This window comes from Vibrio sp. SALL6 (assembly GCF_002002385.1).
GTDB classification, from domain to species: domain Bacteria; phylum Pseudomonadota; class Gammaproteobacteria; order Enterobacterales; family Vibrionaceae; genus Vibrio; species Vibrio parahaemolyticus.
On record NZ_MQVK01000033.1, the window covers coordinates 24,381 to 45,572 of the forward strand.

The window sequence follows — 21,192 nt, forward strand, 5'->3', positions numbered from 1 at the left end:
AACCTTTAGATAATATCGACAGTGCGAAACTCTTCTTGCTCGAGTTCTTCTTGGTACTGTTGTTGGCGCGATTGTTCCGCGATTTCTTGTTGTTGCAACTGAACGAATTTTTCTTTGGTTTTATGGGCTTGAAGGGCCTCTTGTTGTTTTTGTTTTAGCAGAGTGCGCTCTTGTTCTAACGTCACTTTTACTTCTGCTACGCGCTGCTTGAGCTCGGCTTCCCGTTCTCTAAGTAAGGCGATTTCTTGTCTTAGCGTTTCCAGCTCTTTAAGAAGCACGGTTTGCTGTTTGGCTTTCGCGAAGCGGCGTTCTTCCTCTTCCTGACGCCAAACGTGATAGTCCGCTACCGAGCGTTCTGCTTTTTGCAGCTCTGCCGCCACGTTGGCAACTCGGTATTCTTGGCGTTGAACGGCTTTATCGGCGCGGTCTGCACGAATTTTCTTAATTTCTAATAATCGTTCGATCATTGACCTGCGATGCCTTTCAGTTGAGCGATAGCACCTTCAAGGTCGCTTGGCTCATGGGTACCTTGACGTAAAAAGGCGCGAATATCGTCACTTTGCGCGATTGCCAGATCGGCACGCGGGTCAGCGCCATGTTGGTACTCGCCGATTTTGATAAGCAGCTCGACTTCTTCATATTTCGCCAACATTTCACGCAGATGCGCGGCAGATGCTTGATGATTCGGCTCGACAATTTGGTTCATCACTCGACTTGCAGAGCGGAGCACATCGATGGCCGGGTAGTGGTTCATCGCTGCCAATTTCCGCGAAAGGATAATGTGTCCATCCAGAATGGAGCGCGTTTCATCTGCGACAGGCTCGGTCATGTCGTCACCTTCGACCAATACGGTGTAAAGGGCAGTGATAGAGCCTTTGTCCGATTGGCCTGCACGCTCCATTAGTTTTGGCAGTGCGGCAAAAACAGAAGGCGGATAACCACGTCGAGTTGGTGGTTCACCAGCGGCAAGGCCAATTTCACGTTGGGCACGAGCAAAACGGGTGACGGAGTCCATCAGCAGCAAAACGCGCTTGCCTTGGTCTCGGAAATATTCGGCGATAGAAGTCGCAACGAACGCCGCTTTTGCGCGCTCCATGGCTGGTCTGTCGGATGTCGCAACGACCAGCACTGAACGCGCCATACCGTCTTCGCCCAAGTCGTGTTCGATGAACTCTCGCACTTCTCGCCCACGTTCGCCAATCAGAGCAAGAACGGTTACGTCTACGTCCGCAGAGCGAATCAGCTTCGCCAGCAAGGTACTTTTACCGCCGCCAGCCGCAGCGAAAATGCCCATACGTTGGCCTTCACCACAAGTGAGCAAACCATCTATGGAGCGAACGCCAAGCGAAATTGGTTTTTCGATCAATTTACGCTGCATCGGTGGCGGGGCATCACGATAAACGGGATACCAAGCACTTGGCTCTTGGCTTTGCGCACCATCGAAAGGGCGGCCCAGTCCGTCGAGGATTTTTCCCAGCAAGTGATCGCCGACACCGACTTCGTGCATTTTCCCCATCGGGCTCACCTCGGTATTGGATGAAATGCCAAACATGTTGCCAAGTGGGGTAAGCAGCGCGTGATGTTGTTGAAAGCCGACGACTTCAGCCAACAACGATAAGGTTTGATCGGGATTGCGCAGCTCACACAACTCTCCAACGCGTACGCCCGGCACCACAGCCTTGATGATGGTGCCGGTTACTTGAGTAACGCGTCCGCGAATTTGGATCAAACGCGTTTGTTTGATCGCAGATTGCTGAATATCGGTGATGTATGAGAAATCGTTCAATGTAAAAAATATGCGCAATGATTGATGCTGGGAGAATAGAAAGGATGGGTTGGTATTTATAGTGAATATTGGTCGGGAGTTTTTAGAAAACTGAAAACGCCCTAAAAAAACACGTCTGATTTTGACAGCCTGATAAAAACGCACTTCATATAATTCGCTTGTATTGTACGAAAGGAGTGCAAGTGAATGAGCATTATCAATAGTCAGATAGCAACCAACACCAAGTTTGATGCATCGGTCCGAAATGGATTGGAATCGTCTCGCGCAGACAGTGCCGTAAAAGGCAGTTATCGAGGTGAGACAGTGCGTGTGCACAACGCCACTCAATCGCTTTTTGACGCGATGGAAGAGCTCACATCACTTGGCTCCGAAAAAGCAGAAAAAGATCTCACCAAACGCAAAATAAAAGACGGTGGCGTTCGCGTTAACGAAGCGCATGAGCTGGTTTCTGATTACCTCAGAAAGGTGCCCGATCTAGAGAAAAACCAAAAAATCAAAGATCTTGCGGCCAAAATGGCGGGTGGCAACATTTCGACCATCGCTCAGCTTCAAGCGTATTTGAACGGGTTTTCGGAAGAAAAAAGCCACCAATACTTAGCTCTAAAAGCGGTGAAGAAATACTTATCAGCCAATCCGGAAAGCAAACACTTATTGGCACTGATTGACCAAGCGATCTTGAAAATCGAGCAGAACCCGGATTCTTGGTCGCAAATCGACACCGAAATCCGTGTTTCTCATTTCGCTGATGAGTTTAGCAAAGAGCAAGAGTTCAGCTCTCTTCATCAATTGCGCGGCTTTTACCGCGATACGGTGCACAGCTATCAAGGGCTTGGCTCTGCATATCAGGATGTTGTCGAGCGTTTTGGTGAGCAAGAAGTCTCTACTGCGGTGGACTTCATGCTGCAAGGCATGAGCGCCGACCTTAGCGTGCAAGGCAGCAACATTGACTCCGTCAAATTGCAGCTGCTGATGTCCGATATGCAAAAACTCAAAACGTTAAACACCTTGCAAGACCAGGTAGGGCGGCTATTTCAAATGTTCAAACCAGAAAGGATGAGTCATGGCTTATCAGGCTTCTGATTTGATGGCAGACGTAATTGCTCTGGTCGAGCAACGTTGGGTCAGCAGTGAAGAGATTTGGAAGATCGCAACATCAATGGAGTTGGTGGCAATAGAACAGAAGATCGATTTTTTTCGAGAGCTGCACAAGTTGATACGACACATCCCTGTTGATGTATTTGCTGACGACGAACAGAGACAAAACCTAATACAAGCCGCACAAAAGGCGCTAGACGAAGCCATTGATTTAGAAGAAGAGGAAGCGTGGGACGATGAGTTGGATTGATGCATCAGTCGATGAGTTTTGCCGAGGAATGGGTTTAGATGCGGTGGATTTTTCTGCCGCAGGGCGTGTGCAGCTGAGCTTTGAGCAAAGCGGCACATTGCACATAGAAAAACATCATGATCGACTTTTCCTTATGTTGGCGCGTGCGTTGTCGTGGCATCAGTCGGGCGAGCGTATTCAGCATGCGCTGCGTTTGTGCCATGCCGAACAGGGTTGGCCATTTGAAATGAAAACCGGTTTGCTCGACGACGAAACCTTGGTGTTTTCCGCCAAAATTGAAGGCGATGAAGTGACGCTGCCGACACTCGAACAAGCGTTCGCTCTTTTAGTGCGTCTTCACGATGAAGTGGTAAGTTGATGACCCGAGTTAGTACGTTAAATGTCGGCATTGAAGCCTTTACTCACGTTTCCCATGGTGAAGTCGATACGGATTTCCCCAAACGATTTCAGTTACTGCCGGATGGGCAAGCCGTCGCGACTCATTTGGAAAAACTGTATGACCTAAGACCGTCCGATCAATATTTGTTGGCGTTAGCGAAGCCAAAACTGAACCATTGTGAACTGCTTCGTCCAGAAAAGTACCGTCAGCAATTCGACAACACTTTAGCTCGTGTTCAGCAACTCGCACAGGAATCAGGCTCAGCGAACCTTGCTAAAGCCGCCGAAAAGCTACAAAGCACACAACTGGACCAGCGTTACCTCACCATGGCGCTCAATCTTCTTATTCAGGTTTAACCCACATGCTAAGCACCAAAGATATTGAACTGCTGCTGGTTCACGCTGCGCTTCAAGTTCAATACCAACAACCCGATCAAGCCATCGCGATACTAGACGCCGTGTTAGAACTCGAACCAGAACGCGAAGATGCGTTACACACGCTTGCGGTCGCGTGTTTGCAAACAGGCCGTTACACCCGTGCTGTTGCGGTATGTGAAGGCTTACTGAAGTCGCAATCGCAGTCTGTGCAAGCGGCGGGAATTTGGTTTTGCTTGAGCCAAGCGCGCTGGAAACAAAATGACGTCGAGGGCGCACGCCAAGCGCATCGACGCTATCTGCAATCTTTACATAGTGAATCTCATGAATAAGTTGATCGATATTCTAAACAAGGTAGGGCAACGCAAAGACATCATGCTCGCAGTGATGTTGCTGGCGATCGTCTTTATGATGATTTTGCCTTTGCCAACTGCACTAGTAGATGTGCTGATCGGCGCAAACATGAGTATTGCTGTCGTGTTGCTGATGTTGGCGATTTACATCACCACGCCACTGGAGTTTTCGGCGTTTCCGGCAGTATTGCTGATCACGACGCTATTTCGTTTGTCGCTGTCAATCACCACGACACGTTTGATCCTGCTTCAAGGCGATGCGGGTCAAATCGTTTACACCTTTGGTAACTTCGTCGTTGGCGGCAACCTTGTCGTTGGTATCGTGGTCTTCCTGATCATCACTATTGTACAGTTTATGGTGATCACCAAAGGTTCGGAGCGTGTTGCTGAAGTTAGTGCTCGATTCTCTCTTGATGCCATGCCGGGCAAACAGATGAGTATCGACGGTGACATGCGCGCTGGAGTTATTGATGTTCACGAGGCACGTCATCGCCGTTCACTGATCGAGAAAGAGAGCCAAATGTACGGCTCGATGGACGGCGCAATGAAGTTCGTAAAAGGCGACTCCATTGCGGGCTTGGTGATCATCATCGTGAACATCTTGGGTGGCGTCACCATTGGCGTCACGCAAAAAGGCATGAGCGCGTCAGAGGCGCTTGAGCTGTTTGCGATTTTGACCGTAGGCGATGGCTTGGTATCGCAGATTCCTGCGCTATTTATCGCGATCACCGCTGGTATTATCGTTACGCGTGTTTCCCACGAAGACTCGGCCGACTTGGGCTCCGACATTGGCGGGCAAGTCACGGCTCAGCCTCGTGCACTGCTGATTGGTGGTGTGCTGCTGGTCTTGTTCGCTCTGATCCCTGGTTTTCCGAAAATTACATTCCTAGTGCTGGCTTTGGTGGTCGGTGGCGGCGGTTTTTACCTCTTCTATCAACAGAAAAAGCAAACCGAATCAGAAAGCAGCGATCTGCCGAGCTTTGTCGCGCAGGGAGCGGGCTCTCCTGCCGCGAAACCCAATAAACCAACACCGTCTCGTGGTAGCAAAGGCAAATTGGGTGAGCAAGAAGAGTTCGCGATGACAGTGCCACTGCTTATCGATCTGGATTCAAGCTTACAAGAAAGCCTAGAAGCCGTCGCACTGAACGACGAACTCGCCAGAGTAAGACGCGCGTTGTATCTCGATCTTGGCGTACCGTTTCCTGGAATTCACTTGCGTTTTAACGACGGGATGAAAAACGGCGAATACTTGATTCAGTTGCAAGAAGTGCCCGTTGCACGTGGTCGCATTGAGAAAGACAAATTGCTGGTCACAGAAGGAAGCGACCAGATTGAATTGCTTGGTGTGCCTTTTGAGCAAGATGACGACTTCCTCCCGGGAGTCTCGAGTCTTTGGGTCGCACAAAGCTATCAAGAGAAGTTGACTGCGAGCCATGTCGGCTTCCTTACACCAGACCGCATTTTGACGTTCCATCTATCACACGTATTGAAAGAGTACGCGCAAGACTTCATTGGGATTCAAGAAACTCGCTACCTACTTGAGCAAATGGAAGGCAGTTATTCTGAGTTGGTGAAAGAGGCGCAGCGCATCGTCCCGCTACAAAAAATGACGGAGATTTTGCAACGTTTGGTATCTGAGGACATTTCGATTCGTAACCTTCGCGTCATTTTGGAGGCCATGGTCGAGTGGGGACAAAAGGAAAAAGATGTCGTCCAGTTGACGGAATACATTCGTTCAAGCTTAAAGCGTTACATCTGTTACAAGTACGCGAGCGGTCAGAACATGCTGCCGGCATACCTTCTGGACCAGAGCCTCGAAGACACGATTCGCAGCGGTATTCGACAAACCTCGGCGGGCAGCTACTTAGCGCTTGATCCTTCGGTTACGCAGCAATTTGTTAGCGACGTAAAACAGACTGTAGGCGATTTAAGCCGTATGCCGAACAAGCCTGTTCTGGTGGTTTCTATGGATGTGCGTCGTTATGTTCGAAAGCTGATTGAATCCGAATATTACGATTTGCCCGTTCTGTCGTTCCAAGAGCTTACTCAGCAGATCAACATTCAGCCACTTGGACGGGTAGGGATGTAATGAACGCAGCACTTGTACAATCGTTTGAACAAACGGGGATCGAAGTGACGCCGTACTTTTGGCAAAAAAGTGCGATTCAACTTGGTTATCGCATTGAAGTTGATGGCATGGAGCTGGTATTTCGTGTCGAACAAGGGGAGATCATTATTGTACTCCTCAAACGTGTGAGTCCGAATTTGGGGTTGAGTAACCCCTTTTCTTGCCTATTTCTTTTGGCTGAGCACGCCATCCCTCTTTTTCCTTCTGATTGGGTTATCCGCGGTAACGTTGATGTGTTGCGTGGTAGCAACATGAGTAGCCAACGCCTGGCTCAATTCTACTTACGCGCCTGTGGCGCTAGCCACGATCAACAAGCCGACTGGTATTTTTTGCGGCTTGCAGACTATCGCCCACTGAAAAAGAGAAAAATGTAAAAACTCTCGACTGTTACTGACAGCGCCAATGAGAAGACACGCTTTAAGATAGGAATCAATATGAAGCAACCCTTTACCCAAGCTATTGAAAATGCAGAGTTAGCCATTCGAAATGCGGATGAAAGAAATGACATTTTTAGTGAGCTATTAGAAGGACTCGGTGTTGGTCCCGTAGCAGGAGAAGTTCTGCTTGGCGGTTTAAACGCTTCGCCGAAGTTAATGCAACACGCCGAGCAAGAACTCATCGAAGAAGTTCAGCGCCGCAGGCAGCAACAGCATCAGTTGCAAGGCGTGCAGGGTAAAAGACGAAAGCGACCAACCATGATGCGCGGTATGGTGATCTAGAGGTTTGGATATGACGAATATGACAACAACGGGCTCAGCAACCGGTGCGGCATCTGCCGCCGCAAGCAGTACGCCACTGCCAACGTTTGGACAAAGCCTAACAGAGCAATTGACCCCAATTTTAGGTGATGCGGAAACTCAGCAGCTTGCTTCACTGATCGCGCATTTACCAACCATTAAAGGTCAAACTGACGAACAGAGCATCGCACTTTACGTCGATACGCTGACTCAACTGAAAGAGAAAAACAGCGCATTTTCGGGGGCTGCGCTCAGCGACAGCGCATCTATTTGGATGAAGTCGCTACAAGGCGCGAGTTCAAACGGTGAAGTGGACGCCGCCGAACTTACGACGCAGATGAACAATGCATTGGCAAGTCAGTTCCAAACTTGGTTTGCCGACCAGCTTACGGATAAAGTGGATTCGTCATTGCCGACTCAGTTTGTGAGTCAATTTCAGCTTGGAACCGAAAGCACGCAAGCGCAGCAGATTGCAAAGTTAAGCGCTGAAGAGCTGAAATCAGCGACTGGGGATATTGCCTCATTTGTTGATGATTTGGCGCGTCAAATGAGTTCTAGCGTGGTTCGTGAGAGCGCATCTTCGTTTCTTCGCAATGCGTTTGCTAATTTGCCATCGGTGAATCTGGCCCAGCTCAAAGCATCTGATTTTCTGCTAACCGAAGCGAATTTTGTTACGAACGTCTCGACGCAATTGCAGAACGCTTTTAACCAGATTGGTATCACTTTAACTAAAGATGACGCGGACCAATTAGCGAAAAGAATTACGTGGACGCCAGGCATTTCTAAACAGCAGCTTAGCGAAGCGTTAAGCGAAATGGCGACGCAAGTGAAAGGTCAGTTTACTGCGGCTTACGGTGAAACCGCTGGGACTGAAAATTTACGAAAAGCGTTAGATGCCATCATCAAAAGCTCGGATTCTTTGACGCTTTCAAGCTTGTTTGCGAATTTTGCTGTAAGTCTGATTCACACCGAAATCGATGCTTTTTACAACGATAAAGCGATTGCCAATATCCAAAAAACGCAAATCTCTGCGGATCAGGTTGAGCTGATAAAAAACAATACGGAAAGAGACATCCGTTTCCAGTTTGAAAAAATGCTGAAGGGTGAGTCGACAGGCGCTTCGTTTATCGAACGTTACGAAACATTACGCAAGAACTTAGGTGCGTTGAAAGATCGTCTACTCAACATCACCGAGCAAGAGAAAAAGGATCTTGAGGTTCGAGCTGAGCACTCTTTGACGGCTCGCGATTTGTTGGCTGTCGTTGAATCTAGTATTGGTGACCGTTTTGATGAACAAGTGCTGTTTGCATTAAACGAACGTCGCGTAAATCGCTTAGAAAAACGTAACGAGCAAAAGGAAGCACTGCAAGATTTAACCGTGCAACTAAAAATCTTTGGTGTTGTTCAGTCGAAAATTCACTCTACGCAGAGTGTCGATGGTACTTACAAACCGGATGACAATGCTTTTAGTGCGAGCGACTTCAACTACAACTCTGTTACCGATTTTCAGAACTCGCCTGAGTATAAATACCTCACCGACAATGGCATTACTACACACACGGATTTTCTGAAAAAACAGGGTGTAACAGTAGCTGACGGCGCGAGTTTTAAAGACGAAGAAAAAACAAAGAAACTGTCCAACTTTTCCAGTTCGGTCAGCGACAAATCCAAACTGCTCAACGACGAAGTTCAAATCAAAACGACAGAGCTAAACGATATCAGCTCGCAATACAACTCGACCGTTGAAGCGATGAACAAGTTTGTTCAGAAGTACCACAGTATTTTACAAGAAATCCTACGAGCCATTTAAGGATAACCAACCATGACTAAAACAAACGCGACCGATCCATCTCAAATGCAAGCAGAAGAGCTGCTGTCTTTTCTGGAAGAGGGAGGCACGCTGAAAATGTTGCACGATGTATCGGCAGATACCATCGAACACATTTACGCGGTCGGCTACAACTTTTTCCAATCAGGAAAGATTGAACAAGCCGCCAAAGTTTTCCAACTGCTTAGCATGCTGGATCATTATCAGGCGCGATTTTTCATTGGCCTTGGTGCTGCTCGTCAGGAACTGGGTGAGTATCTGCAGGCGATTGATGCCTACAGCTACGCAGCGCTCGTGGACATTAACGATCCACGCCCACCTTTCCACTCTGCGGAATGTCACCTGAAATTGGAGCAACTGACAGAAGCAGAGAGTGGGTTTTACAGCGCGAAGGAGATGTCTGCCGGTAAATCACAATATGCAGACTTGCATCAACGTGCAGGCATCATGTTAGAAGCGGTGAGAAACAAAAGGAGTAATTAGACTATGAGTTCTATTGCACTTGACCGCACTCAGACGCAGGTTTACATCCCTGAGTCTGGCCAAACTACGTTAGAGAACGTACAGAAAACGGCGTCTACTGCGACGCCTTCTGTAACGGTTGAAAACGTAAAGAGTAGAGATGCTGACACTCTGAACACAGGAAGAGTTAAAGTTCAGCTAGATGCCCCAAATGCAGCCGTGAGCGACAAAGTGACAGACTTGACGCTAAAAGCCATGGCTCAACTGCAAAAGATCGTCGATACCATCGCAAAAGCGCTACATGCTGTTGCCGATCAGACGGGTTCGATCGCAGTTAAAATCATCGCAGGTTCTGCGGACGATTTTGAAGTGGAGCTTGCGGCGATTACAGACAAACTGAAAAGTGCTCAGAACGAGCTGAAAATTCAGGAAGTGAAAGTCGCAAAAGCCAAACATGAACAAGAAATGGCAGAGAACCAAGAGAAAATCAAGGAATCAGAAGCCGCTGCGAAAGAGGCTCAGAAATCGGGCTTAGCGGCGAAGATCTTTGGTTGGATCAGCGCGGTTGTCTCCATTGTGGTAGGTGCCATCATGGTTGCCACTGGCGTTGGCGCGGCAGCTGGCGCGCTTATGATCGCCGGTGGTGTCATGGGTGCAGTAAGCATGGCACTGCAAGAACCAGCTGTTCAAGACGCGCTAAAAGAAGCGGGTGTGAATGTCGATGTGTTGAACAAAGTGGTGATGGCATTAGAAATTGCTGTCGCTGTCATCGGTGCAATCGTGACCTTTGGTGGCGCGGCGGCTGGTGGTATCGCGAAACTTGCCGCGAAAAGTGCCAGCAAAATTGCGCAGAAAGTGACAGATATTGCCACGAAAGCTGCAGCCAATATGGCAAAAGTTGCGGACATGGGTTCTAAAGCTGCGACAACCACAGCCAAAGCGATTCGCTACGGTGCTGAAACGGTCGACCTTACGGTTAACATAGGTAAGGGCGCAACGGACAGCGTTCACGCTGCTAACAATGCGAACGTTACGGAAATACAAGCCGATATCACGGATCTCCGCGCCAAAATGACGTTGAGTCAGGCAGTCATCGACAAGCTAAAAGAAGAAATTGGCAAGTTGATGGAAGATTTCCAAGAGCTGATGAGCATCATCATGCAAATGATTCAGGCGAAAAGTGAAACCATGCAAACGGTGTTAAGCCGTCCTGCAACGGTTTAAGGAGCGTAAGTATGTTGGATAAAATTGGTGGAACGGGTCGCGGTGAACTGTACGGTTTGAGCGACACTATCAAAACAACCAAAGCAGAAAAAACACCAGAGACCAAATTGGAAGCGGGTGCAGTAAAAAGCAACGGTGAGTCAAACGTTTCTGGTGCAGGTCGTTATCAATTAGATGGGCCGAAAGCTCCTGCGATCAGTAATCAAGCACAAGTGGTTGCGAACCTGATGGGTGAGCTTGCACCAACGATTGATCTACTGATGAGTACTACCGCGAAAGTGCTGAACGGTGAGGAAGTGATCAAATCACCTTCGGACGCGGTTTCTCAATCGCTGTCTTTGTTGACGCTGCTTTACCAAGTGTCGAAGCTAAGCCGTGAACAGCAAGTGCTTCAACGTGAAATTGCGGTTGAAGCCAACGTTGCGAGTTTGCAAAGCCAAGCGGCAGAGCTGAACAACTCTGCTAGCGCGATGATCGCGATGGCGGTTGTATCTGGTGTGTTAGCGGGTGCTACAGCAATTATCGGTGCGCTTGGTTCTTTCAAAGCGGGTAAAGAAATTAAGACCGAGATGGCAAGCAACAACGTGCTGAAAACGCAGAAGGCGGGCTTCGATCAAGTAGAAGAGTTGATGAACAACGGTAACTTGTCAAAAACTCAACAAGATCAAGTAAAACGCGCACATTCGCTAGCGAAAGACAGCATTGCAGATACCACGGCTCAATTGACTAGCGGCGGTCGCAAGTTCGATAAACTGATGAGCTCAAACCAAGCGAAGAACGCGATTCTTCAAGCTCTTGGACAGATGGCAAACTCAGCATCGAACGTTGAACAAACTAAAGCGCAAGCTCGCAGCAAGGACGATGAAGTGCAAGCGACGCGTGCTCAAGCAGCGAAGCAAAAAGCAGATGAGAACATCGGCTTCCAAGAAGGGTTGCTTAAAGAGTTGCGTGAGCTGTTCCGTTCTATCTCTGATAGTCAGAACCAAGCGTGGCGCGCATCTATCCCGACAGTGTAATTGCGGTTTCATTTTAGTACTGACAAAGCGTTGTTTATACAACGCTTTTTTTTGTATTTAAAAGGATAGAATAAAAAACACTCTTTATATATCAGATTATTATGTGGTTTTGTAAATCATTCTCGAATCGGGTGTGAGAAGCAAAGTTCAAGGATGAGAACTCAAACGTTATCAAATTGTTAACGATTGCTATACTTACACCGTCATAAACAAAGGAAAAGGACGTTCAATGTTTAAGTTTAAGCACATCGCGCTAGCTGCGTCACTTGCAGCGTTGACTGCCGGCTATTCAGTTGCCGCCGAAGAGACTTTCGTCACCATAGGTACTGGTGGTGTCACAGGTGTTTACTATCCCACGGGTGGGGCTATCTGTCGCTTGGTAAATAAATCTCGAGCAGAGCACGGCATTCGTTGTTCGGTCGAAAGTACGGGCGGTTCGATATACAACATCAACACCATTCGCGCAGGCGAGTTAGATTTAGGTATTGCGCAATCAGATTGGCAATATCACGCGTATAACGGCACCAGCCAGTTTGCTGAAAATGGTCCGTTTAAAGAGCTGCGCGCGGTATTTTCTGTTCACCCAGAACCGTTTACGGTGGTTGCTCGTCAAGATTCAAATATCAAAACGTTTGATGACTTAAAAGGTAAAAGAGTCAACATTGGTAATCCTGGCTCTGGTCAGCGAGGCACTATGGAAGTGTTGATGAAGGAATATGGTTGGAGCAACGATGACTTCAAACTGGTTTCGGAATTGAAAGCGGCAGAACAATCGAAAGCACTTTGTGATAATAAAATTGACGCAATGGTTTACACCGTTGGTCACCCAAGTGGTGCGATTAAAGAAGCAACCACTTCGTGCGACAGTAACATCGTGACAGTCGCTGGCCCCAAAGTGGATAAGCTTATCGCCGACAACAGTTTTTACCGCGTTGCTACCGTGCCTGGCGGCATGTATCGCGGCTCGGATAATGATGTGATGACATTCGGTGTTGGTGCGACGTTTGTTTCATCTACTGCCGTGCCTGAAGATGTGGTGTATAACGTCGTGAAGGCCGTGTTTGAAAACTTCGATGATTTCCGTCGTCTTCATCCCGCGTTTGCGAATTTGAAGAAAGAAGAAATGGTGAAAGATGGTTTGTCTGCGCCACTTCATCCCGGTGCGCTTAAATACTACAAAGAAGTTGGGTTGATTAAGTAAGTGGTACTCCGTCTTAAAACGGTTTTCTAAACTCACTTTTTCACGTTATTTAATAAACTTCTTTTTAGAAACCTTTATTGAGAGCCGCAAAAGCGCCATTAAGTTGATGGCGCTTTTTCTGTTTGGGTTAGGCGTAAACGTCAATAAAAAAGTAAATGGTGATGATAATCGAAGAGAGAGCGACAAAACCTTTAACGTGGCTCGGATTAAGCTGGCGAGACACACGCGCGGCGAGGTAGCCGCCAACTAATGTCCCGACCATTACCACGCTGCCTTTACTCCAATCGATAGAGCCGTTCGCAACAAAAATGACGATAGCGATGAGAGAGACACACGTTGAAACCAGAAGTTTAAGCCCATTCATCAAGTTGATGTCTTGATGGCCCGCCACAACGAGGTAACTCAGAACAATCACACCTAATCCGGCATTAAAAAATCCGCCGTATGCTGAAACGCCCACCAACAACAAACTCAATGCGATTAAGCCTAACACGCCCGCGTGTTTATGTTCTTTGGTGATGGATTTGATGATCATTGTTAACCGAGAACCTGTAAGAAACAGCACCGTAGCAAACAAAAGTAGCCAAGGAATGGCTTCCAAAAACAGTGATTCTGGCGTGTTGAGAAGAAGATACGCGCCAACTGCGCCACCGACTAAGCTGAACGAGATGGTGAATAGCAGTTCTTGCTTGTTCTTCAAAATTTCTTCACGAAAACCCACGGCACCGCTTATGTATCCCGCGCATGCGGCGTAAGTGTTGGTGGCGTTAGCCATGATGGGCGGCACGCCAACCGCCATCAGGGCGGGGAAGGTGATAAAACTTCCGCCTCCTGCTATCGAATTCATGATTCCACCTACCACGCCTGCAGCAAACAACAGAGCCAATTCCAGCAGCATAAACAATCCTTGTTATGTTCTTATTGGTTATTAGAGTCTTAGATTTTGAGAACGCATGTTCTAACGTTTTTATGAGATTTACTTTACATGCTCCAAAACGAAATTGTTCAGTTCCGTTGTGGTTTTGATAACGTGAACCTCTTTCTAGCGAAATTTTTTTCTTCGCCGTGATATTAATTCATCATAGCTATATCAAAGAAAGATCGAAGAAAGAAAAAGCCACCGCGAGGGTGGCTTTTAGGGGCTATCAAGAAGGAGGAATCGACGATTATTGCTCAACTTTTACAGGTTGTGCTTTAAGCTTTTGAAACAGCTTCACAAACAGCGGGCTACCCAGCACTAATACTGCCAGCACAGTAAACGTCAACGTAATCGGACGCTCCCACAAGAAGCTCAACTCTCCGTCAGAAATCATCAACGCTCGGCGCAAGTTTTCTTCCATCAAGCCGCCGAGGATGAAGCCAAGCAGCAATGGTGCGAGCGGGAAGTTTGCCAGTCTAAGTGCAATGGCAGCCATCGCCACAAGTAGCATCACAAACACATCCATCGTATTGAACGAAACTAAGTACACACCTGTAATTGAGAAGAACAAAATCATCGGTAGAAGCACTGTTCTTGGAACGGCCAACAGTTTCGAGATGTAAGGAATCAACGGCAAGTTAAGGATCACAAGTACGATGTTACCAAAGTACATTGAGATGATGACTGACCAGAAGACATCCGGGTGTTCAACAAACAGGCGAGGGCCAGGTTGAATGCCGTAGGCGATTAACGCGCCAAGCATAATAGCGGTGGTGCCTGAGCCTGGAATACCCAGCGTTAACAATGGAACGAATGAGCCACTTGATGCGGCGTTGTTCGCTGATTCTGGCGCAACTAGACCACGAATGCTGCCTTTTCCGAACTCTTCTTTTTTCTCTTTTGGAGCCAAGTTGCGCTCTAAGCCGTAACTTAGGAATGCCGCGATTGTTGCGCCAGCGCCCGGAAGTACGCCAGTAAAGAAACCTAGGATAGAAGAGCGGATCGATACCGGGGCGACTTCTTTAATTTCCTCTTTGGTGACTTTCATCGAGCCGATGTTGCTCAATTTGTCTTGCTCTTCATCACGAGTATCGTTTGAAGGTTTGAGGATCCCCATTAAGGTTTCGCCCAAAGCAAACGTCGCCATTGCAAGAAGAAGGAAGCTAAAGCCGTCCATCAAATCGGTTAAACCAAAGGTGAAACGCTCGACACCAACGCCTTTATCGATACCGACTGTCGACAGCATCAAGCCAAGAATGGTCATCATCCACGCTTTAATGACCTGACCTTTACCAGCAAAAGCTGCAACGGCAGACAAGCCGAGCAACATCAACGCAAAGTAATCAGAAGATTGAAAGCTTAATGACACGTTAGCCAAGGCTGGCGCAGCCACGAGCAGCATGATGGCCGAAAGTGTGCCGCCAGTAAAAGAGGAGTAAGCGGCTAATGCTAGCGCTTTACCCGCTTGACCTTTTTGCGCCATTGGGTAACCGTCAAACGCGGTTACGACCGTTGAAGAGCAGCCTGGTGCGTTGATCAAAATTGAAGAGGTTGAACCACCAAATACGGCGCCGTAGTAAACACCCGCCATCAAGATGAGGCCCGATGAAGGCTCTAAACCATAAGTAATCGGGATCATCAACGCGATGGCCGAAATTGGGCCAAGACCCGGCAGCATGCCGATAAATGTGCCGACGAAGCAGCCAACAATCACCATCATGATGTTCATTGGCATCACCGCGGTGGATAAACCTTGTAGAATTCCATCTAACATAATTCAGTCCTTTCTTTGGCTACCAGATGGTGAAAATCAAACCCGGTTCGAGATAGATATCCAAACCTTGAGTGAGCAATAAATAAAAGGCGATAACGAATGGGAAAGAGGCACCAAACAAAACGGGTTTGCGTCTTTCTCCAAGCAGATAGAAACCCGCAAGCAAAAAGAAACCTGTCGCGAGTACAAAGCCCAAGTAGGTTAGGCCCAAGCCGTAAAGGGCCATCAGCACTAAGAACGAGATCAGTAACTTCCAGTTGAAGGTTAAAACGGCGCCGCTCTTTTTATCTGGTTGGCCAGTCACAAGAAGCAAGAGAGAAAGCCCGATACCGATATAAGTCAGAATGGTTGGCAAGGTGCGCGCAGTAAACGGTTCATACTCATCGCCCGGAAACAGTGCGATTTGAGACGTTTGATAACCGTAGCAAAGGCAGAAGAGCAGGAAAATCATGGCGCCAACACGGTCGCGGCAGAGTAGATATTCTTTGGTAAAAACGTTGGTTGAACGAGACATATTCAACTCCTAACAAGAATAAAAAAGACCGTATATGAACGTTAATGTGCAAAGTAATCCATTAACAAGTAAGCATTTCGCTGCTAGTCGATATGCTTAACAATCAATAAACAAAGGAGTGTGTATGCCGAGTGTCGACAATGTCCATATACGGTGAAACTTAGAGTGCAAATGCCGTTGGGGCGAATAGCAACTCAGGTTTTACGCCAAGTTGCTATCGGAGGGAGCCCTGGAATAACGGTTATTTCAGGAAGCCTAGCTCACGCATCAGGTCACCCATTTGCTTCTCTTGATCTTCAAGGAACGCGAAGAACGCTTTGTCCGCTTTGTAGTTGTCTATCCAACCGTTGCGGTCACGAACGACTTGCCACTCGTCTGTGTTGTACATCTTAGTGAATGCGGCATTCCATTCGTCGATTTTCTTTTGGCTAACGCCCGGAGCAGCAAAGAATCCACGCCAGTTCGCAAATACCGTTTCGTTGCCGTATTCCGTTAATGTTGGAATGTTTGGCGCGGCTTCTAAGCGTTTTGGCGCAGTGATAGCAAGTACTTTCACTTGGCCAGATTTGGACATTTCCAGTACTTCACCTAAACCTGTTGAAAGCAATTGAGTTTCGCCAGAAAGCAGGGCTGCCATCGCTTTACCGCCCGCATCATAGCCAATGTAACGGACTTTACGCGCATCAAAGCCTTCGCCTTTAAATGCCGCCGCAATGACAAGGTGATCCATAGAGCCGCGCGCTGAGCCACCAGCAATCTTCACTTTGCGAGGATCGGCTTCAAACGCTTTTACAGCATCTTCCCATGTGTTGTATGGCGAGTTCGCAGAGGCAACAATCGCGCCGTAGTCGGCAACAGTTGCAGCAACAGGCGTTAGGTCACGGAAGGATTGAGGAAAAATACCGCTAAGAGAACGCACAACAATTGGTGTTGAGTTCACCATGAGCGTGTCTTCTTGGCGATCTGCCGTTTCAATTAAGTGAGCGATCGCTTTGCCGCCGCCACCACCTGATAGGTTTTGAAACGACACGTTTTCTACGATGTCTGATTTTACTAACACATCACCCGTACCACGGGCGGTCATATCCCAACCGCCGCCAGCGCCACCTGGGATCAAGAAGTGCATTTTTTCAATATCCGCAGCAAAAGCGTTGAATGAGAATGAAGCTGCGATGATTGAAGCGGCGAGCGTTGGTTTGATTACCTTTAACATGTTCACGTTCCTTATGTTGGCGACTCTATTTTTTGATGAGCCTTATTATTTTGCTCCGTCTTAATGCCGTGTAAGCGTTAAGGCTGAACTTTGTGTAAAGGTTAATTAACTGTTAAATGTCTGTCTTTAAAACGGAGATAAAGAGAATATTGAGCATTGCGGCTATTTTGTTCATAAAGTTCACGACGAGAAACAGGGGATAGGTCACGCGGATTTGCTTATCGGTAGGCCATAATAGGGCGACAACAAATGAATAAGGAAAGAGGAATGAAAGGAACATGTTTGTGCGGCGCAATCGAAGTTATCGCAGAACCCAAGAATGAAGTGAGCTTGTGTCACTGCTCAATGTGTCGAAAATGGTCGAGTGGGGCACTTCATGCCGTGCATTGTGGCCCAGAAGTCACATTTAAAGGTGCAGAGCCAAAACGTTATCAGTCTTCAGATTGGGCTGTACGAGGTTTTTGCGGCGAGTGTGGGACGAACTTGTTTTACCATCTCTTGCCAACCAACGAATACATCCTTTCTGCTGGCTTATTCGATAATCCTGATTTTAAGTTGACGCTAGAAATCTTTACTGATGAAAAGCCGGGTTACTATGAGCTCAATCCTCACTCTAAAAAGATGACAGCACAGGAAGTCTACGACCAATTTGTGCCAAAAGAGTAGCGGTTCTCGATTTTTTGCTCGGCAATTATACGTCTTTCTTTAATTATCAATAAATTAGAGTGTTTATAGTTGTCGACAATTGTTTCTTTCCATTACAAAAAACCTCTGTAAATCATTAAATCTTCCCAAATTCGTCCATTTCAAACTACGACCTTAGTCTAAATTGTCGACAATTTACTTGATTGTCGACACTTTGATCGTCTATTTTAAATTCAGGTTAAGAAATTGTAGACACTTTGATGTCGATTATGTGAGTGCCTGAATATGAACTCTGAGTTGAAAGCTCGTTACAAAGTACTGGGTTCTGAGAAAGAACACACCAAGTCCGAAACACTGACAGAAACATTGATCGAAGTGATCGTAAATGGTGATGTGGAACCGGGTAGCAAAATCTCGGAGCCTGAGCTAGCAAGGAAATACCAAGTCAGCCGTGGTCCGCTACGCGAAGCATTAATGCGTTTGGAAGGGCTTGGATTGATTGAGCGTATTCCTCATGTTGGCGCAAGAGTGACGACCTTCTCTCCAGCCAAACTGATTGAACTGTATTCGGTGCGCGAAGCTCTGGAGGGCATGGCAGCACGACTAGCAGCACGACACATTACGCAAGAAGAGTTATTGAGCTTGGAAATGCTGTTGTCGACACATTCAAAGCACATCGACCAAGTGGAAGGCGCCTCTTACTTCCATCAGCATGGCGATTTTGATTTTCACTATCGCATCATCCAAGCAAGCCGAAACAGTAAGCTGATTTCTCTGTTGTGCGACGAGCTTTACCACTTGCTGCGCATGTACCGCTATCAGTCACCGCGCGCGCAATCTCGTCCAAATGAAGCGCTGACTGAGCACAAATTCATTCTGGAAGCCATTCGCAATCGCGATGAAGAGCTTGCAGAAATGTTGATGAGACGACACATCTCAGGAAGTCGAAAGCTCATCCAATCACAAATTATACATACAGAAAGTTTAGACAAAGACTAGAAGGAATTCGTCATGAGCTTAACACCGGGGGCGAAGTTCAGACTCGCCGTAGAACAAAATAATCCGCTGCAAATTGTCGGCACCATTAACCCGTACTGCGCCATGATGGCGAAGAACTTGGGGCATCAAGCGATTTACTTGTCTGGTGGCGGTATTGCTAACGCTTCATACGGATTGCCTGATCTAGGCATTACAACATTGAACGACGTACTGGTTGACGTTGACCGCATCACCAACGCGTGTGATTTGCCGCTCTTGGTTGACATCGACACCGGTTTTGGCGGCGCATTCAACATCGCTCGTACCATTAAGCAAATGGAAAAAGCGGGCGCGGCAGCTGTGCATATGGAAGACCAAGTTGCACAAAAACGTTGTGGTCATCGTCCGAACAAAGCGATTGTGAGCCAGCAAGAGATGGTTGACCGCGTGAAAGCGGCGGTGGATGCGCGTAATGACGAAAGTTTCGTGATTATGGCACGCACAGATGCACTTGCTGTAGAAGGCATGGACAGCGCGATTGAACGTGCCATTGCGTGTGTGGAAGCTGGTGCAGACATGATCTTCCCAGAAGCGATGAACAAGTTGGATCAGTACCTTCAGTTCTCAAATGCGCTAGAGCAAGCAACCGGAAAACATGTGCCTATTCTAGCTAACATTACTGAATTCGGCGCGACGCCACTGTATGGCTGTGACGAATTAGCAAAAGCGAAAGTGGACATGGTGCTTTACCCATTAAGTGCGTTCCGTGCCATGAACAAGGCCGCTGAAACGGTTTACAAACACTTACTAGAAGTAGGCAATCAGGAAGCGCTGGTTGATTCAATGCAAACACGCAAAGAGTTGTATCAACACCTGAACTACCACGACTACGAAGACAAACTTGACCAGCTATTCTCTGAAGGGAAATAGCGGGGAAAAGAAAAGATAGACGGAAGCCCAAGAAAAGATAATCGGAATTTATCTAATCCAATAACGTGAAATTCGTCTGGCTAAAAACGCTCCGAAAGAGGGCAAAGCCAGACAGAAAAGGAGTTCAAACAATGCCTCAAACTGTAGCAAAGAAAGCAGAGTTAGGTGGCGCTGGCCTGCGTGGTCAAAGCGCTGGAAGCACAGCTTTATGTACTGTCGGTAAAACGGGGACCGGTCTGACTTATCGCGGTTACGATATTACTGACCTTGCCAATAATGCTCAATTTGAAGAAGTTGCACATCTTCTGTTACGCGGTCACTTGCCGAACCAACAAGAACTTGATGCGTACAAGACACACCTACTGAGCCTTCGCGGTTTGCCGACCGAGTTAAAGCAAGCTTTAGAACTGATCCCAGCAAGCGCGCACCCAATGGACGTAATGCGTACGGGTTGTTCTGTATTGGGTAACTTAGAGCAGGAAATGAGCTTTGATGAGCAACTGCAAGCAACAGAGCGCATGTTAGCCTTGTTCCCAGCCATCATCTGTTACTGGTACCGTTTTAGTCACGATGGCGTTCGTATCGACACAGAAGATCAAACCGAAGACTGCATCGGCGGTTATTTCTTGCGATTACTTACAGATAAAGAGCCATCAGCGCTACACAAGCAAGTGATGCACTGTTCATTAATTCTTTACGCAGAGCATGAGTTTAACGCATCAACCTTCGCAGCACGCGTTTGTGCATCAACACTGTCCGACATTCACTCTTGTATTACAGCTGCAATCGGTACGCTTCGTGGGCCACTTCACGGCGGCGCAAACGAAGCAGCGATGGAGATGATTGAAGATTGGCAGACGCCGGATGAAGCCGAAGCCAACATCATGCAAATGCTGGCGAATAAAGACAAGATCATGGGCTTTGGTCATGCGATTTATCGAGAAAGCGACCCTCGCAACGCACTGATCAAACGTTGGTCTGAGGAATTGTCGAAGCATGTGGGTGACACGCATTTATACGCAGTATCTGAGCGTGTTGAATCGGTGATGAAGCGTGAGAAAGGCTTGTTCTGTAATGCGGACTTCTTCCATGCATCGGCGTACCACTTTATGGACATTCCGACCAAGCTGTTCACACCGATTTTCGTGATGAGCCGTTTAACTGGTTGGGCTGCACACGTGTACGAGCAACGCGCGAACAACCGCATTATTCGCCCAAGCGCAGATTACACAGGTCCAGATCATCAAGAGTGGGTGCCTATTGAGAATCGCTAGCGCGAAAGCCAGTCAAAGTCATTACATGCTTTGATTGGTTTATCTCCTCCTTCTTCTGTTTTCACTCTCTTGGCAGAAGAAGGAGGACTTCTCGTCACAAACATTACTAGAG

General features: G+C 47.6%; 23 protein-coding genes. 17 read left to right on the forward strand and 6 right to left on the reverse strand.

Annotated elements, in window-relative coordinates; all coding sequences use genetic code 11:
• Positions 1 to 5 precede the first annotated feature (5 nt).
• Positions 6 to 467: a type III secretion system central stalk protein VscO gene (gene vscO / locus BIW15_RS20145; RefSeq protein WP_005464592.1), complete on the reverse strand. Its 462-nt coding sequence runs from the start codon at positions 465 to 467 to the stop codon at positions 6 to 8.
• Positions 464 to 1,786 carry a SctN family type III secretion system ATPase VscN gene (gene vscN, locus BIW15_RS20150; protein ID WP_025540415.1) on the reverse strand — a complete coding sequence of 441 codons (1,323 nt, stop codon included), beginning with the start codon at positions 1,784 to 1,786 and terminating at the stop codon, positions 464 to 466. The genes vscO and vscN overlap by 4 nt, the downstream gene beginning before the upstream one ends.
• A 186-nt stretch (positions 1,787 to 1,972) precedes the next feature.
• On the opposite strand from vscN, the gene vopN reads away from it, so the two are divergent.
• The 13 genes from vopN to BIW15_RS20215 all read left to right on the forward strand — a co-directional run bounded on the left by vopN (position 1,973) and on the right by BIW15_RS20215 (position 12,833).
• Positions 1,973 to 2,866, forward strand: a complete 894-nt coding sequence (gene vopN, locus BIW15_RS20155) for a SctW family type III secretion system gatekeeper subunit VopN (RefSeq protein WP_005464652.1) — start codon at positions 1,973 to 1,975, stop codon at positions 2,864 to 2,866.
• Positions 2,847 to 3,131, forward strand: coding sequence for a TyeA family type III secretion system gatekeeper subunit (locus tag BIW15_RS20160; protein ID WP_005464474.1), 285 nt, complete (start codon positions 2,847 to 2,849; stop codon positions 3,129 to 3,131). The genes vopN and BIW15_RS20160 overlap by 20 nt, the downstream gene beginning before the upstream one ends.
• Positions 3,118 to 3,489 (forward strand): type III secretion chaperone SycN, encoded by a 372-nt coding sequence (gene sycN / locus BIW15_RS20165; protein ID WP_077281532.1) that lies wholly within the window; start codon positions 3,118 to 3,120, stop codon positions 3,487 to 3,489. The genes BIW15_RS20160 and sycN overlap by 14 nt, the downstream gene beginning before the upstream one ends.
• Complete coding sequence (gene vscX / locus BIW15_RS20170; protein ID WP_179115318.1) at positions 3,489 to 3,866, forward strand: type III secretion system protein VscX; 378 nt, start codon at positions 3,489 to 3,491, stop codon at positions 3,864 to 3,866. The genes sycN and vscX overlap by 1 nt, the downstream gene beginning before the upstream one ends.
• Before the next feature lie 5 nt (positions 3,867 to 3,871).
• Positions 3,872 to 4,216, forward strand: a complete 345-nt coding sequence (gene vscY, locus BIW15_RS20175) for a type III secretion system chaperone VscY (RefSeq protein ID WP_005464454.1) — start codon at positions 3,872 to 3,874, stop codon at positions 4,214 to 4,216.
• Positions 4,200 to 6,326 (forward strand): SctV family type III secretion system export apparatus subunit VcrD, encoded by a 2,127-nt coding sequence (gene vcrD, locus BIW15_RS20180; RefSeq protein ID WP_011105897.1) that lies wholly within the window; start codon positions 4,200 to 4,202, stop codon positions 6,324 to 6,326. The genes vscY and vcrD overlap by 17 nt, the downstream gene beginning before the upstream one ends.
• On the forward strand, positions 6,326 to 6,739 hold the full coding sequence (gene vcrR / locus BIW15_RS20185; protein WP_024703743.1) for an LcrR family type III secretion system chaperone VcrR: 414 nt from the start codon (positions 6,326 to 6,328) through the stop codon (positions 6,737 to 6,739). Before vcrD ends, vcrR begins: the two co-directional genes overlap by 1 nt.
• A 60-nt stretch (positions 6,740 to 6,799) precedes the next feature.
• Positions 6,800 to 7,084 (forward strand): LcrG family type III secretion system chaperone VcrG, encoded by a 285-nt coding sequence (gene vcrG, locus BIW15_RS20190; protein WP_005464408.1) that lies wholly within the window; start codon positions 6,800 to 6,802, stop codon positions 7,082 to 7,084.
• A 4-nt stretch (positions 7,085 to 7,088) separates the two neighbouring features.
• The gene (vcrV, locus tag BIW15_RS20195) at positions 7,089 to 8,912 is read left to right on the forward strand and encodes a type III secretion system needle tip protein VcrV (RefSeq protein ID WP_077281534.1); all 1,824 of its coding nucleotides are present in this window, start codon (positions 7,089 to 7,091) and stop codon (positions 8,910 to 8,912) included.
• 12 nt (positions 8,913 to 8,924) lie between these two features.
• Complete coding sequence (gene vcrH, locus BIW15_RS20200; RefSeq protein WP_005464462.1) at positions 8,925 to 9,413, forward strand: SycD/LcrH family type III secretion system chaperone VcrH; 489 nt, start codon at positions 8,925 to 8,927, stop codon at positions 9,411 to 9,413.
• Between the two features lie 3 nt (positions 9,414 to 9,416).
• Entirely contained in the window at positions 9,417 to 10,616 is a 1,200-nt protein-coding gene (gene vopB, locus BIW15_RS20205) for a type III secretion system translocon subunit VopB (protein ID WP_005464635.1), read from the forward strand.
• Between the two features lie 11 nt (positions 10,617 to 10,627).
• Positions 10,628 to 11,632: a type III secretion system translocon subunit VopD gene (vopD, locus tag BIW15_RS20210; protein ID WP_020840583.1), complete on the forward strand. Its 1,005-nt coding sequence runs from the start codon at positions 10,628 to 10,630 to the stop codon at positions 11,630 to 11,632.
• Positions 11,633 to 11,861: 229 nt separating this feature from the next.
• Positions 11,862 to 12,833, forward strand: a complete 972-nt coding sequence (locus tag BIW15_RS20215; protein WP_021448581.1) for a TAXI family TRAP transporter solute-binding subunit — start codon at positions 11,862 to 11,864, stop codon at positions 12,831 to 12,833.
• A 127-nt stretch (positions 12,834 to 12,960) separates the two neighbouring features.
• Here BIW15_RS20215 and BIW15_RS20220 read toward each other — a convergent pair whose 3' ends face one another.
• The 4 genes from BIW15_RS20220 to BIW15_RS20235 form a co-directional block, all read right to left on the reverse strand.
• Positions 12,961 to 13,731, reverse strand: coding sequence for a sulfite exporter TauE/SafE family protein (locus tag BIW15_RS20220; RefSeq protein WP_025578969.1), 771 nt, complete (start codon positions 13,729 to 13,731; stop codon positions 12,961 to 12,963).
• A 268-nt stretch (positions 13,732 to 13,999) separates the two neighbouring features.
• Positions 14,000 to 15,526 (reverse strand): tripartite tricarboxylate transporter permease, encoded by a 1,527-nt coding sequence (locus tag BIW15_RS20225; RefSeq protein WP_005464542.1) that lies wholly within the window; start codon positions 15,524 to 15,526, stop codon positions 14,000 to 14,002.
• Positions 15,527 to 15,545: 19 nt separating this feature from the next.
• Positions 15,546 to 16,040, reverse strand: a complete 495-nt coding sequence (locus BIW15_RS20230) for a tripartite tricarboxylate transporter TctB family protein (protein WP_015296786.1) — start codon at positions 16,038 to 16,040, stop codon at positions 15,546 to 15,548.
• A gap of 241 nt (positions 16,041 to 16,281) precedes the next feature.
• Entirely contained in the window at positions 16,282 to 17,253 is a 972-nt protein-coding gene (locus tag BIW15_RS20235; RefSeq protein ID WP_021486547.1) for a tripartite tricarboxylate transporter substrate binding protein, read from the reverse strand.
• A gap of 267 nt (positions 17,254 to 17,520) precedes the next feature.
• On the opposite strand from BIW15_RS20235, the gene BIW15_RS20240 reads away from it, so the two are divergent.
• From BIW15_RS20240 to prpC, 4 genes are all read left to right on the forward strand, one after another.
• Positions 17,521 to 17,919: a GFA family protein gene (locus tag BIW15_RS20240; protein WP_005477765.1), complete on the forward strand. Its 399-nt coding sequence runs from the start codon at positions 17,521 to 17,523 to the stop codon at positions 17,917 to 17,919.
• A 264-nt stretch (positions 17,920 to 18,183) separates the two neighbouring features.
• Positions 18,184 to 18,897, forward strand: coding sequence for a GntR family transcriptional regulator (locus tag BIW15_RS20245; RefSeq protein ID WP_005464619.1), 714 nt, complete (start codon positions 18,184 to 18,186; stop codon positions 18,895 to 18,897).
• 12 nt (positions 18,898 to 18,909) lie between these two features.
• Positions 18,910 to 19,806 (forward strand): methylisocitrate lyase, encoded by an 897-nt coding sequence (gene prpB, locus BIW15_RS20250; RefSeq protein WP_005464610.1) that lies wholly within the window; start codon positions 18,910 to 18,912, stop codon positions 19,804 to 19,806.
• A 131-nt stretch (positions 19,807 to 19,937) separates the two neighbouring features.
• Complete coding sequence (gene prpC, locus BIW15_RS20255) at positions 19,938 to 21,080, forward strand: 2-methylcitrate synthase (protein WP_005500536.1); 1,143 nt, start codon at positions 19,938 to 19,940, stop codon at positions 21,078 to 21,080.
• The last annotated feature ends 112 nt before the right edge of the window (positions 21,081 to 21,192 follow it).

Bases quoted from the DNA above. Each gene is read 5' to 3' on its own strand.
- vscO (WP_005464592.1), bottom strand. From the start codon at position 467: ATGATCGAACGATTATTAGAAATTAAGAAAATTCGTGCAGACCGCGCC.
- vopN (WP_005464652.1), top strand. From the start codon at position 1,973: ATGAGCATTATCAATAGTCAGATAGCAACCAACACCAAGTTTGATGCA.
- BIW15_RS20160 (WP_005464474.1), top strand. From the start codon at position 2,847: ATGGCTTATCAGGCTTCTGATTTGATGGCAGACGTAATTGCTCTGGTC.
- sycN (WP_077281532.1), top strand. From the start codon at position 3,118: ATGAGTTGGATTGATGCATCAGTCGATGAGTTTTGCCGAGGAATGGGT.
- vscX (WP_179115318.1), top strand. From the start codon at position 3,489: ATGACCCGAGTTAGTACGTTAAATGTCGGCATTGAAGCCTTTACTCAC.
- vscY (WP_005464454.1), top strand. From the start codon at position 3,872: ATGCTAAGCACCAAAGATATTGAACTGCTGCTGGTTCACGCTGCGCTT.
- vcrR (WP_024703743.1), top strand. From the start codon at position 6,326: ATGAACGCAGCACTTGTACAATCGTTTGAACAAACGGGGATCGAAGTG.
- vcrG (WP_005464408.1), top strand. From the start codon at position 6,800: ATGAAGCAACCCTTTACCCAAGCTATTGAAAATGCAGAGTTAGCCATT.
- vcrH (WP_005464462.1), top strand. From the start codon at position 8,925: ATGACTAAAACAAACGCGACCGATCCATCTCAAATGCAAGCAGAAGAG.
- vopB (WP_005464635.1), top strand. From the start codon at position 9,417: ATGAGTTCTATTGCACTTGACCGCACTCAGACGCAGGTTTACATCCCT.
- vopD (WP_020840583.1), top strand. From the start codon at position 10,628: ATGTTGGATAAAATTGGTGGAACGGGTCGCGGTGAACTGTACGGTTTG.
- BIW15_RS20215 (WP_021448581.1), top strand. From the start codon at position 11,862: ATGTTTAAGTTTAAGCACATCGCGCTAGCTGCGTCACTTGCAGCGTTG.
- BIW15_RS20220 (WP_025578969.1), bottom strand. From the start codon at position 13,731: ATGCTGCTGGAATTGGCTCTGTTGTTTGCTGCAGGCGTGGTAGGTGGA.
- BIW15_RS20225 (WP_005464542.1), bottom strand. From the start codon at position 15,526: ATGTTAGATGGAATTCTACAAGGTTTATCCACCGCGGTGATGCCAATG.
- BIW15_RS20230 (WP_015296786.1), bottom strand. From the start codon at position 16,040: ATGTCTCGTTCAACCAACGTTTTTACCAAAGAATATCTACTCTGCCGC.
- BIW15_RS20235 (WP_021486547.1), bottom strand. From the start codon at position 17,253: ATGTTAAAGGTAATCAAACCAACGCTCGCCGCTTCAATCATCGCAGCT.
- BIW15_RS20240 (WP_005477765.1), top strand. From the start codon at position 17,521: ATGAAAGGAACATGTTTGTGCGGCGCAATCGAAGTTATCGCAGAACCC.
- BIW15_RS20245 (WP_005464619.1), top strand. From the start codon at position 18,184: ATGAACTCTGAGTTGAAAGCTCGTTACAAAGTACTGGGTTCTGAGAAA.
- prpB (WP_005464610.1), top strand. From the start codon at position 18,910: ATGAGCTTAACACCGGGGGCGAAGTTCAGACTCGCCGTAGAACAAAAT.
- prpC (WP_005500536.1), top strand. From the start codon at position 19,938: ATGCCTCAAACTGTAGCAAAGAAAGCAGAGTTAGGTGGCGCTGGCCTG.